The organism is Cohaesibacter sp. ES.047, assembly GCF_900215505.1.
GTDB lineage: Bacteria > Pseudomonadota > Alphaproteobacteria > Rhizobiales > Cohaesibacteraceae > Cohaesibacter.
The window spans coordinates 1,445,681-1,458,223 of sequence record NZ_LT907844.1 but is presented as its reverse complement, the minus strand read 5'-3'; the positions used below and the strand labels follow the sequence as shown (position 1 = coordinate 1,458,223).

Annotated in this window: 10 protein-coding genes; 5 read left to right on the top strand and 5 right to left on the bottom strand. The window is 54.8% G+C overall.

The window, feature by feature from the left end:
* Window positions 1–99: 99 nt before the first annotated feature.
* Both chpT and CPH65_RS06540 read right to left on the bottom strand, forming a co-directional pair.
* Window positions 100–834 carry a histidine phosphotransferase ChpT gene (gene chpT / locus CPH65_RS06545; RefSeq protein ID WP_096176270.1) on the bottom strand — a complete coding sequence of 245 codons (735 nt, stop codon included), beginning with the start codon at window positions 832–834 and terminating at the stop codon, window positions 100–102.
* A gap of 316 nt (window positions 835–1,150) precedes the next feature.
* Entirely contained in the window at window positions 1,151–1,597 is a 447-nt protein-coding gene (locus CPH65_RS06540) for a YHS domain-containing (seleno)protein (protein ID WP_096172732.1), read from the bottom strand.
* A gap of 331 nt (window positions 1,598–1,928) precedes the next feature.
* Here CPH65_RS06540 and CPH65_RS06535 point away from each other — a divergent pair, with 331 nt between their 5' ends.
* The 4 genes from CPH65_RS06535 (at window position 1,929) to CPH65_RS06520 (ending at window position 8,194) form a co-directional block, all read left to right on the top strand.
* The gene (locus tag CPH65_RS06535; protein WP_371359436.1) at window positions 1,929–2,552 is read left to right on the top strand and encodes a DUF1134 domain-containing protein; all 624 of its coding nucleotides are present in this window, start codon (window positions 1,929–1,931) and stop codon (window positions 2,550–2,552) included.
* A 253-nt stretch (window positions 2,553–2,805) separates the two neighbouring features.
* Window positions 2,806–4,323 carry a hypothetical protein gene (locus tag CPH65_RS06530; protein ID WP_157747546.1) on the top strand — a complete coding sequence of 506 codons (1,518 nt, stop codon included), beginning with the start codon at window positions 2,806–2,808 and terminating at the stop codon, window positions 4,321–4,323.
* A 185-nt stretch (window positions 4,324–4,508) separates the two neighbouring features.
* Window positions 4,509–6,338, top strand: coding sequence for an ABC-F family ATP-binding cassette domain-containing protein (locus CPH65_RS06525; RefSeq protein ID WP_096172729.1), 1,830 nt, complete (start codon window positions 4,509–4,511; stop codon window positions 6,336–6,338).
* A 266-nt stretch (window positions 6,339–6,604) separates the two neighbouring features.
* Window positions 6,605–8,194, top strand: a complete 1,590-nt coding sequence (locus tag CPH65_RS06520) for a peptide chain release factor 3 (RefSeq protein WP_096172728.1) — start codon at window positions 6,605–6,607, stop codon at window positions 8,192–8,194.
* A 68-nt stretch (window positions 8,195–8,262) separates the two neighbouring features.
* Here the strand turns inward: CPH65_RS06520 and CPH65_RS06515 are convergent.
* The 3 genes from CPH65_RS06515 to CPH65_RS06510 all read right to left on the bottom strand — a co-directional run bounded on the left by CPH65_RS06515 (window position 8,263) and on the right by CPH65_RS06510 (window position 10,916).
* A protein-coding gene (locus CPH65_RS06515) for an IS630 family transposase (RefSeq protein ID WP_096171592.1) occupies window positions 8,263–9,329 on the bottom strand; the annotation gives its coding sequence in 2 pieces (ribosomal slippage) (window positions 8,263–8,825 and window positions 8,825–9,329; 1,068 coding nt in all).
* A gap of 85 nt (window positions 9,330–9,414) precedes the next feature.
* Window positions 9,415–9,588 (bottom strand): hypothetical protein, encoded by a 174-nt coding sequence (locus CPH65_RS23780; protein ID WP_157747545.1) that lies wholly within the window; start codon window positions 9,586–9,588, stop codon window positions 9,415–9,417.
* Between the two features lie 323 nt (window positions 9,589–9,911).
* Window positions 9,912–10,916 (bottom strand): LacI family DNA-binding transcriptional regulator, encoded by a 1,005-nt coding sequence (locus CPH65_RS06510; RefSeq protein WP_244574551.1) that lies wholly within the window; start codon window positions 10,914–10,916, stop codon window positions 9,912–9,914.
* A 597-nt stretch (window positions 10,917–11,513) separates the two neighbouring features.
* Between CPH65_RS06510 and CPH65_RS06505 the strand changes: the two genes are divergently transcribed.
* On the top strand, window positions 11,514–12,518 hold the full coding sequence (locus tag CPH65_RS06505) for a tripartite tricarboxylate transporter substrate binding protein (protein WP_157747544.1): 1,005 nt from the start codon (window positions 11,514–11,516) through the stop codon (window positions 12,516–12,518).
* The last annotated feature ends 25 nt before the right edge of the window (window positions 12,519–12,543 follow it).

The window sequence follows — 12,543 nt, the reverse complement described above, 5'->3', positions numbered from 1 at the left end:
AATTATAAGCGTACAACATCTGCAACGCCTGTATTTTCACACTCTATTAACGAAACCGCAAAAAACGCTAGGAAATCAGCCAGTTTTTACTGCCGAATACTAGGCACGATCGGCCAATTCCTGTGGGATTTCTTCATCCATATCAGAAGTTTGTGCAACACCGATCATCTCATCAGCGCTTGGAACGCTCACAGGCTGTGCCTTGATCGTAATCGTATCGTCCACCCAGTCAAAAACCAAGTCCATTTTGGACTCTCGTGCCAGCAGCCCCGTGTAATAGGGCTGGATCGCATGGGCATCAATGCCATGCTCATCCGCAGGCTTGCCACGCAGCAAACGATCAAAGCTTGCCGGGATGCGGGCGCTTTTGCCCTCACAAACCAGTGTGAAAGTCGGATAACGCGAATCTCCCTCGATCAGAACCTTGATCGAACCACCACGCGGTATGGTCGCCCCCCCCAGGAGAATGAGGTTGAGGACCAGTTTGACAAGATTCTTGGGCATCAGCACGCGGGTGCCTTGCCATTCGAGTTCCGGTTTCTCGCCCGCCATGAAATTGCGCGCGACACTTTCGGCGTCACCGGTATCGATTTCCGCACCGGCCGAACCGGCTGCGCCAAAGGCGAGGCGAGCAAACTGGAGCTTCGCCGAGGCCGTCTTCGCGCTCTTGGTGATCAGCTCCATGGCGAAATCACGCATTTCCTCGCCATTGTCTTCTTCGAGCACTTCGAGCCCGTTGGTGATCGCCCCGACAGGACTGATGATATCGTGGCAGACACGGCTGCAAAGCAGGGCGGCAAGATCCATGGAAGAGAGCGTATCGGTACCAGTCATAGCATCCTCGAAACTTCGGCACAGGGTCAGTCTGTCAAGGCCGCAGCATGTCGCACGGATCGAATACCGATCAACCAGAACGCCCGCAACGGCCATATCAAGCACATTGTAACAGCATTCCCATGACAATGCTCGCCTTCACCAATCAGGCGAATCAAACAAGTTCGTAGCCTTGAGGATTACTCGTATCCCCCCCGTGTGCCAAGGCCGGATTGGCCCAGCGCTCCCATTTCGCGCGGTGAAACGGCGCGGAGAAGTCCCTGAAACACCCCTGCAGGTCCACTCCAGATCGAAACTTTCTTTTGGTTTCAGAAAGTTATCGAGCGAGTGTGCCTTCAAGTTCCGTCCAGTTTATGTCGGATCGCTTAATGTGGAGATCAATCGCCTCGACCCACGCGGCGCGTGCAGTGAAGGAATAGAACAGGAAAAGCCTGCCTCGATAGATAGCCCAAACCAGGGGGTTGCTGTTCGACACATAGCCGCGCGCCATGGCGAGCGCACCATGACCGCCATATTGCGGCGCATAGACTTCGGGGTCAGCTTGAAACACGGCTCGGTTGGCCTGGCTTGAAAACAGCCAGGTCACGCCCTTCCATGTATAGCCAAGCGAGCGCTTGCCGCGGATCGCGGCATGGTCGGTAAAGTAGGCGACGGGGTCGTATCCGTAAAGCGCATTGCCCGTGTTGCCATCAACAACAACACGGCGTGACTGCAAGGACGCGTGCGCCGGTCGCTCGAATAAGCAAATGATGATAATCATCATTGTTGTGATTAGGGCGGCCAACGCGAAGAAACAGTTCGATGTCCTATTCATATCCAGCGAGTGAACTCCGCAAGTCTTATGATTGTTTCTCTCACCACCCTGAGACTGTTTGATCAAAACAAACACCCCGTAATTTTGTTTTAACAGCGCCTCACGTCTACGAGGAAAGCGTTAATAATTCGGCGATATCCATCAGTTAGGGTAAATGGACTCTTTCACTTTCGTGTCATCATCGGAACTTATTGCCTCCAAAAGGGCAAATTCCCGTGGCACAAGCATTCAAGCGCAGCTTAACATCAATGCTGCACTTGCCAAGGAAGGAAAATTAGCAATGACAAATATGCCAAGCCGGGGCATGATAGGCATTCGCACAAGATACATGGCGCTGATGCTACTTGTTTTGAGCGCCTGTTCCTTTTCTCTGAACGCTCAAGCACAGCAGAACGCTCAAGCACAGCAGAATTCGGACAATCACTATACCGCCAATGAGCTGGTTCAGGCCGGACACTATTTCTTTGGCACGGTGGCCGGCGGCATCGCGTCGGTGATTGAAAAGGCGGTTGCAAGCCACGGCCTTCCCAACGGATACATCCTTGGCGAGGAAGGCAGTGCAGCTCTCATCGCAGGCGCCCGTTATGGCGAAGGCCAGCTGCATACCAAGAATATGGGCGTTCACAAGGTTTACTGGCAAGGGCCATCCATTGGCTGGGATTTTGGCGGAGATGGCAACCGCACCATGATGCTGGTCTACAAGCTGCCCAGTGTTGATTATCTTTATCGCCGCTGGGGCGGTGTGAATGGCTCGGCATACTTCATCGGCGGATTTGGCGTAACCCTTCTGTCGTCGGACAAGCAATATTACATCGTGCCGATCCGATCCGGGGTTGGCGCACGTCTGGGCATCAATGTCGGCTACGTGAAATTCACGCATCAACCGACCTGGAACCCGTTCTGACGCATCATGAGGCGCTCGGGACCGGCTCAAACAATGACGCTACAAATCGGGTGCGCAGCGGATTTCCTATTCCGTTGCGCCCGAGGGCCTGATAACTGTGTGGCCTGATAACTGGGTGACAAGTCGGATGAGCCGGCACGGATCGCACATCTGTCCGGCTTGATTTGAACCTGTTTCTGATCGATTATTCGAGTTCGGCACACGGATCGGGACCGAATTGGACGATAAGGCAAGCATGCGAGGATAGGGCAACGTGATCGCAATCGCTATGTACATACTGCTTGGAGCGTTTGTGACCTTGTTGCTGACGCTTTTTGTACTGCCCCTGATCTGGCGTCGTGCTGTCAAACTCACAGAAATACGCATCAAGGCAGAAATGCCGATCAGCTACAGCGAACTGCAGGCCGAAAAGGACATGCAGCGCGCCGAGCAGGCTATTCAATTTCGCGGCCTTGAGGTCATCGCAGAAGAGCGGCTTGAGGACGTGGCCAACAAGGCGATGAAAATTGACCGCCTTCACAAGACCCTGAAAGAAAAAGACGAAGCGATCGAGGCGCGACAGGCCGAAATCACCGCCCTTCAGGGGACGTTGTATCTTCGCGAAAATGACGGAGAAGACACGCGCCTGACGCTCAAGACCACAGCCGAGGAGTTGGAAGAGGCGCGCAAAACCATCGCAGCCCATGAGCGGACAATCGTCAACCTTGAAGAGAACGCCGAGGAACTGGACACCCAGATCGGCGAACACAAGATCGAGACGGTCGCCCAGCTCACCCGGATCGAGAATCTGAAACAAGAAATCGCAGCCTTGACCAACGAGCGCAACGCGGCACAAACCGCCAAGGCAGAGGTCAACGGACAGCTCGCTCAGAAAACAGCCGAGCTGGAGCGCACCAAGGAGCAGCGCAACAGCATTCAGGAACGCATCGACAGCCTGCAATCGGACATTGCCGACAAGGATACCCGCATCGAGCACCTCGGCCGACAACTCGAACGGGCGCACGAAGGCAAACCGGATCTGGATCTATCGCAACGTCTGGCCGAGGCGGAATCGCGCCGCGTTGAAGCCGAAGCCAAGGTCGCCAGCCTGTCGCTTCAGCTTGGCTATCAGCAACAGGCACCCGAAGAGGCAGACATCTCCTCCATGATCAGCAAACTCCAGTCCGAAAAGCAGACTGTTGAAGAAAAGCTCGCCGATGCAATCAAGGAAAAGGATCGGCTCAGTAGCGAAATCAGGTCAATGAAAAAGGACGCCGAGGAAAAGGCCAAGAACGCCGAACTGTCCCCCGGCGAACGCGAGCTCAGAGACCAGATCAGGATCATTGCCACGCGTATCACCGATGTCGCCGCTGACATGGAGGGCGAGGGCTCCCCTATTCTTGCACTCCTTGAGAAGGACAAGACCGAAACCAAGGCCGCCCCCGAGGCCAAGGAAGCCAAAGAAGCACCGTCCGACGAAGCGAAAGCACCGGAAGCAGAAGCAACATCTGAATCAGAAGAACAAACGGATGCATCAGCAGCCGAAACCGACGAGCCGACTGGCGAGCCAAACAAGACAAACGGCAGCGAAAATGAAAACGGCAACGGCCAGACAACCGCCAAAGGAAACGACAAACCCGACCATGACGAGACCGACGACGAGGACTCGGATCATGGTGGCGGTCTGATCGCGGCAGCCAAAAAGAAAGCCAGCGACCCGTGGACCGCTGTTTTCTCGCTGGCAGACCGCATCCGCGAGATGCGCGACCGGCCCGGAGACAAGTCAGCCTGACACCCGGCGCGAAACCTGATCAACAGCTTGATCCCGATCCCACCGAAACCCTTGCACCAGACCGCCCCCGGCAGAGCGGCAGGCTTGCCAAGGATACCCTCATTGTATAAAGCGTGGGGTTCCTGGACGCTTTCGTTCCGATCCCGTCTGCATCGCACACGCGCTCCCTTGAAAACACATCGATCATGGCACCACCACTTCTTCATCTTCAGGACATTCATCTCGCAATTGGCGGACAGGCTTTGCTATCGGGCGCTGAGTTGGCCGTTCACGAAGGCGATTCCATCGCCCTTGTCGGTCGCAACGGCTCGGGCAAGTCCACCCTTCTGAAGATTGCAGCCGCCCGTGTCGAACCGGATCGCGGCGAGCGTTTCTTCCAGCCCGGAACAACCTTGCGTTATCTGCCGCAGGAACCAGACCTGTCCGCCTACAAGACCGTCCTCGATTATGTCGAAGACGGACTGGCGCCGGGGGATGAGCATTATCGTGCCCAGTACCTGCTCGATGAACTTGGCCTCACAGGCAGCGAAAACCCGGCCAACATCTCAGGCGGCGAGAGTCGCAGGGCCGCTCTTGCGCGTGCCCTTGCACCACAGCCCGACATCCTTCTGCTCGACGAGCCGACCAACCACCTCGACCTGCCCGCCATCGAATGGCTCGAGAACGAACTCAGGCAGATCCGATCGGCAAAGGTCATCATCAGCCATGACAGACGCTTTCTGGAGAACCTGACGCGGAACGTGGTCTGGATTGATCGCGGCACTGCCAGACGCTCCAGCCGAGGCTTTGCCCACTTCGAAGCGTGGCGCGACGACGTCTTTGAGCAGGAAAAGGTCGAAGAGCAGAAGCTCAAGCAGAAGATCCTCGCCGAGGAGGACTGGATCCGTTACGGCGTCACCGCCCGCCGCAAGCGCAATGTGCGGCGCCTTGGCGAACTTGGTGAATTGCGCTCAAAGAAGCGCGACATGGCTCAGAACCGCCCTCAGGGCGACGTGAAGCTGAATGCCTCCGAGGGAGAGAGTTCTGGCAAATCGGTCATCAAGGCCAAGGAGATCAGCAAGAGCTTTTCCGACCAGCCGATCATCAAAAGCTTTTCAACCGAGATCCTGCGCGGCGATCGCGTCGGCATCGTCGGCCCCAACGGGTCTGGCAAGTCGACCCTGATCAATCTGCTCACCGGATTGCTGGAGCCCGACGCAGGGACGGTCAAGCTGGGCACCAATCTGCAGATGGTGACGCTTGATCAGAAGCGCGAGAGCCTCAATCCCGACTGGACCTTGAAGGAGGCCCTGACACCCCATGGCGGCGACATGGTACAGGTGGGCGATAGCTCACGCCATGTCGTGGGCTACATGAAAGATTTTCTGTTCCGTCCGGAACAGGCTCGAAGCCCCATAACCGTGCTCTCTGGCGGTGAACGGGGCCGATTGATGCTGGCCCGCGCCCTCGCCCAGCCCTCCAACTTTCTTGTGCTCGACGAGCCGACCAACGATCTGGACCTCGAAACGCTCGATCTGTTGCAGGAAATGATCACCGACTATTCCGGTACCGTGCTGCTGGTCAGCCATGACCGCGACTTTCTTGATCGCATCTGTAATGCCACCTTCTATGCCGAGGGAGATGGCCACTGGACCGAATATGCCGGGGGCTATAGCGACCTGATCGCTCAGCGCGGCTCGGGCGTTCAAGCCCGCAAGAGCCCCAAGAAGGACAAGGACAGGGCGGCAAAATCCGCATTGGAAGGGGACACCGAAACGAGCGCGCCCAAGCAGCGCAAGGCCCTCACCTTCAAGGACAAGCACCTGCTCGAAACCCTCCCCGCAAAGATGGAAGAGATCGAGTCCAAGATCGCACGATTGCGCGCTCGCCTTGAAGATCCAGATCTTTTCAGCAAGGACCCCGAGACCTTCAACAAGGCCGCCAAGGCACTTGAGGCACAGGAAGACCTGCTCGCCAAAGCCGAAGAAAAATGGCTGGAGCTGGAAATTCTGCAAGAAGAGCTGGGCGAACAATAAACTGATCGAGGCTGCGCTCATCATCCTGTCGGCCATTTTCATGCTGCATCGCGCTGCTTTGCCATCTTTGCAAACTCTAGGGCAACCGCGCCGCAACGAGCCTTGAAGAACGCAGCAACCGACCAACAGCATTTGCACTGGAAATCCGACGCCATCTCGCCTATTGTCCGGCCAAACTTCCATGCCTCATGCCGTTGATCGCGACCGGTCCGAAAGCCGGATCGCTGAGCCAGACATGAGCACCGGCAGACACGAGAAAGACTTCCATGCCATCGAGCCACGAAATTCGCCGCACCTTTGCCATCATCTCGCATCCGGATGCGGGTAAGACGACGCTCACCGAAAAGCTTCTCTATTTTGGCGGCGCCATCCGCATGGCCGGTCAGGTCAAGGCGCGCGGTGAGAAACGCCGCGCCAAATCCGACTGGATGAAGATCGAGCAGGAACGCGGCATCTCGGTGACCTCCTCGGTCATGACCTTCGAGCATAGAGATCTCATCTTCAACCTGCTCGACACCCCGGGCCATGAGGACTTCTCGGAAGACACCTACCGCACACTGACGGCAGTCGACAGCGCCATCATGGTCATCGACGCCTCCAAGGGCATCGAGGCTCAGACCCTCAAACTGTTCGAAGTCTGCCGCCTGCGCGACATTCCCATCATCACGCTGGTCAACAAATGCGACCGTGAGGCCAAGGATCCGTTCGAACTAATGGACGAGATTCAGGAAACCCTGGCGCTCGATGTCTGCCCGATGGTTCTGCCCATTGGCTCGGGTTCCCGTTTCCATGGTTGCTTCAATGTCACCAATGGCGACTATTACACCGCCAAGAACAAGGGCGAAGCGTTTGACACCATTGTCGAGACCTCCGGCATTAACGATGCAAAGCTCGATGATCTGGTCGACAGCCAATTGCTCGAAGAATCCCGCGAAATGATCGAGTTGTCCGAAGTCGGCTATTCCGATTTTGATCTCGAAAGCTACCGCGAAGGCCATCTGTCGCCGGTCATCTTCGGCTCGGCGCTGAAAGACTTCGGCCCCACGGCTCTGCTCGATCTCATCGCCGACATCGCCCCGATGCCGCGCCCCTCGCCCACCACCGAACGCACAGTGACCCCAGATGAGAAGAAAGTCTCCGGATTTGTCTTCAAGGTGCAGGCCAACATGGATTCCCACCATCGCGACCGCGTCGCCTTCCTGCGCATCTGCTCAGGAGACTTCAAGCGCGGCATGAAACTGAGGCAAGTCCGCACCGGCAAGGACGTGATGGTGCACAGCCCGATCATGTTCTTTGCGCAGGATCGCGAAATCGCGCAGGAAGCAGGGCCGGGAGACGTCATCGGCATCCCCAACCATGGCACCATCCGCGTGGGCGACACCTTCACCGAAGGCGAGAATATGCAGTTCACCGGCCTCCCGGCCTTTGCGCCCGAAATCCTGCGCCGCGTCCGCCTGCCCGACAGCTCCAAGGTCAAGCAGCTCCGCCGTGCACTGGAAGACCTCGCCGAGGAAGGCCTGACGCAGGTCTTCAAACCCAACATCGGCTCAAACTGGATCATCGGTCTCGTCGGCGTGCTGCAGCTTGATGTGCTCAAATCCCGGGCCAAGGCCGAGTATGGCGTCGACATCGATTTTGAACCGCTCAGCTACAACATGGCCGTCTGGGTCAAGGCAGAGAGTGACGCCAAGCTCAAGACGTTCCTGTCGGCCAACCCCAACAACGTCGTCCACGACCGCGAAGACCGCCCGGTGTTTCTGGCCAAGAGCCAGTGGGAACTCAACTACACCAAAGAGCGCAACCCGGACATCACCTTCATGAAAACCCGCGAGCTCGTGACCGCCGAAGCCTCCTAACGCGCCCCGCACCAAACAGACTTTCGCCAGTCAGTCGCAATATACCGAATGATTGATACCAACGGCATTTAATTCTGACCTTCTTGAGCCCATTTTCTCATACCTATTGAATGGATGATGGTTGGGTTGGCGGAGAGGCTCTTCCATGCTTGGCAACCAGCATCAAGAATGGCGGCATAGTCTTCGAAGACCCGATTGGACAGGAAGGTACCGCGCAGATACTGCCAAATATTCTCAACTGGGTTCAGTTCCGGTGATTTGGAAGGCAACAGGAGGATGGTGATATTCTTGGGCACGTTGAGTCTGCTTGTCGTATGCCATCCGGCACGATCCATCAGCACCACGGCATGAGCGCCGCGCGCCACTGTCCTTGAGACTTCTTCGAGGTGCATTTGCATGGCCTGTGTATTTGCAAAAGGCATCATCAATCCCGCGCCAACGCCACGCGCTGGACATATTGCACCGAACAGATAGGCATTTTTATATCGCTGATCGGCTGGCAGACGTGGTCTGGTTCCCTTTTTTGCCCATAGTCGGGCCAGTCCATTCTTCTGACCAAGCCTAGCCTCATCTTGCCACCAAATCTCGATGGGCTTGTTCTTTGGCAAATGGCCTACATGCGCTGCCAACGTTGCGGAGAAGTTTTTTTGAAAGCATCAATGACTTCAGGCTTTTGTTCTGGATGTTGAGGTCGACCAGATATGCGCACATACCCCATGCGGCGCAAAAGATCCCGTACTCCACGTTCCTTGTAGGAGACCCCAAACCGCTCTTGGATCACACGCACCAGATCCTGGCTACGCCAGACAGAGACGCCGTCCTTCTCAGGATCAGGACCGGTTTCAACGATAGCAACAAACTCTTCGAGCTGTTCTGGGCTCAAGCGCATGGGAGCGCCGGTTGCTTTGATGTCGACAAGACCATCGGTGCCTTGCTCATTGAAGCGAAGAACCCAATCTCGCAAAGTCTGGCGGTCCATACCGCCGACTTTGGCGGCATCAGCACGGTTCATGCCGTCATAGACAGCCGCAATGGCCAGTAGGCGGCGGCTCTGTTTGGCATTGCGGCATCCTTTGGCAAGACGGCGCAAACTATCGGCGTCAAAAGCATCGCTAAGAATCAAAGCGGCAGACATGGCAAAATCTCCTTTGCCATGTTGAATCACGCCAGTGCTAAAAATGGAATCCCTAAAGAGTCAGAACTTCACGCCCTTGGTATGACTAGTTTGGGCGGATAGTTGCCATTTCATGCAGGTGCGAGATCTTTGCATCCATCGGCAAAAGCGGCCATTCGAGGGTTCTCGAAGCTTGTCCCGATAATTGTAACCCGTTCGGGCGGAAACGGCCATTTCCTGCAAAGAAAAAATTTTCAACATCTTTAGACAAAGCGTTCATTCGAGAGAACTCTCGACGCAGGAAGGTTTCCCCGGCGGGTTCGACTAAGTCGTGCCCCGCAAAACTCCCTCAAATGGCTTGAACGTTCTGAGACGTATTTTTTCGCATGAAGAGGAAGCGCTCAAATTGCTTTCATCATCAAGTACTATTACCGACTAAACATTTGAACTCAGTTTTTGAATATTTGGCCTCTAGGAACCGCATTCTTCAAGCTAAGAAGATTGGTTTGAAGAGGTTTTGGAAGCACATCAATATCAATTATCAGAAAGTGCCTGATCCAGACAAAGCCTGCCCGCATGGCCTCAATGTGAGGGCTGAAGGAATTAGGCCGAGTCGCGCTGAACGAGTTCAAAGCCGATATCAACGACCGGTGTATCCAGATCTGCCTTCAACAGACCGGAGTGGCTCGAAATGAGGCGTTCGGTCACGATGGCTGCCATCTTATCAAAATTCAGCTTTATCGAGGTCAAGCCCGGATTGCAGGTTTCGGCGAAGTCGAGATCGCCGAAGCCGACGATTGCCATGTCTTCGGGCACCTTGATTGCCAGTCGCTGGCATTCGAACAGAAGGCCCAACGCGATAATGTCACTCGAACAGACAATCCCATCAACATCTTTGAATGAGGAAACTATCTTGTTAAGGGCTCGAACCCCAACCTTGGTCGAGGCGGGTTGAAGGTCGGAAACATGCGTGAAGGCAATTCCGGCTGCGATGGCTGCCTCGGAGGACCCCAGACACCTCATGCGCGCGCGCGAATCCTCTTGTAGTCGGGCGCCAACAAAGACGATGTTCTTGCAACCACGATCAATCAGCTGCTGGCATTGTTTCTGACCGACTTCCTTATGATTGAAGCCGACGGAGGTATCGATCGGCTCTCCGTCAATATCCCAGGTCTCCACCACCGGAACTTCGCTATTGGCAAGCATGGTTCTGACGGTATCTGTGTGTTGCACGCCGGTCAGCACGATCCCTGCCGGTTTCCAGGACAGGGCGGCTTTCACGAGCCTCTCTTCGCGATCAAGGCTATATTCGGAATGCCCGATCAGCGTTTGGATGCCATGTTCGGAGAGTAGTCTCTCCACCCTGTTGACCCACTGGGAGAAAAAGGCAGTACGCAGAGAGGGTACGATGATGCTGACAACATTGGACCGCGCAGCAGCAAGCCCTCCGGCAATCAGGTTCGGAACATATCCGAGAGTGTCGATTGCATTTTGAATTTTTTCCTGCGCCTTTTCCGAGACGGCTTCGGGCTTGCGCAGATACAGTGAAACGGTAGAGGGCGACACTCGCGACAGTTCCGCAACCTGTTTCATGGTGACGGACTGCATTTTTCTTCTAATTCGGGACTTCTTGACGATCTGCATCTAGTTTTAGCGAGTCTCTTTGTGAAGCGGTTGCTGGATCAGAGGGTCCCTTTTTAGGCACAAACCCGCTGCATTGGAAATGTAATTTCAGACGGGCGAATTCGAGAGTTGGAATTCTGTGTATCGACTTGCAACTTTAGATCCGGTTTCACTCCTTCTCAAGATGTACGATTGCCAATTCTTACGCGCTAACCTGCAAAATACCAACATCAGAGCCCCGGTTGGCGAGCAAAAACGTAGCGCTACGAAATTTGGCGGTTTGGCAAGGGCAGCACAAAGTGGCTGTCTGCAAAAAATATCGTAGTGTGTTTGTGAGCGCAACAATGATGTTACCAAAGAACGTGATGAACGAATGTGGTATAAAGGAACCGATTTAACAATGGCTTAAATAAGGGTTTGCGCGGCTTTGCGGTGCCTTATCGGAGTGTGAAAGGACTTTGGAGTGATCAGGAGTGAAACTATTCAACGCTCATTCGGTTGTGCGAAGAAAGGGGAAAAATGAGTCGAAAGAGTGCATTTTTGCAAAAAATCGTAGCGCTACGATTGACGTAAAGCGTCCGTTTGACTTATACACGGGTATGTCACCAACATGGTGTACCAGCTCAATTCATAGCGAAAATCGGGAGGTTTTTTATGAAAATTGCACAAATTGCGGCGGTTGCCGCTTTGGCGATCATGGCATCGAGTGTTTCCGCTTATGCTGACAACCTAGAAATTATCGTGCCGTTCAGTGCTGGCGGTGGTACCGACACTGTGGCACGCATGTTTGAGCCGGATTTTTCGAAGGCTATCGGCAAAACATCCATCATTCGAAATGTTGCAGGCGCAAGTGCCACCCTTGGGGCAGCACAGGTGCTTGACTCCAAGCCTGATGGCGCGACGGTCGGGTATATGCCGATTGGGCCGATTTCGATTCAGCCTTTCCTGCGTAAGCTGACCTACGGAACCGACAGCTTCAGCTTTATCTGCCAGACCACTTCGACGCCGATCTTCCTGCTCTCCTCTGGTACGAATGGCATCAACACAGTTGAAGATGCGGTCAATAAAGGGACGTCCGGTCGTGTCGTTTACGGGTCTTCCGGTCCGGGCACGATCATTCATATCGCCATGGCTGCCTTCAGTGATGCTGCTGGTCTGAATGCAGTGCATCTTCCGTTTGCCGGGACTGGGCCTGCAATGAACGCTCTGGTGGGCGGCGAGATCGATCTGTTTGCTGATACCGCAACGGTCATGGAAGCAAACAATCTCAAGGCGCTGGCGATTTTTGCGCCAGAACGGTCTCCGGCCTATCCTGATGTGCCGACTCTCGGAGAGCTTGGCTTTGAAGGCATGGACTTCTCTGTTTGGCAGGGTCTTGTTGGTCAAAAGGATCTCGATCCGGCAATCGTGAAAACCTACACTAAGGCCTGCAGGGCATCACTTGAAGGTGATCGCTTCCAGAAGTTTTCAAAACAGAGCAACACTGGTATCAAGTATCGGAATCCTGAAGAGTTTGAAGCATTCGCCAAGAGCAATGCAAAAGTGAATCAGAAGATTCTTGAGGATGCTGGACTGGTTGCAAAATGATGGCAAAGGTTTCTAGCCGTTCTTT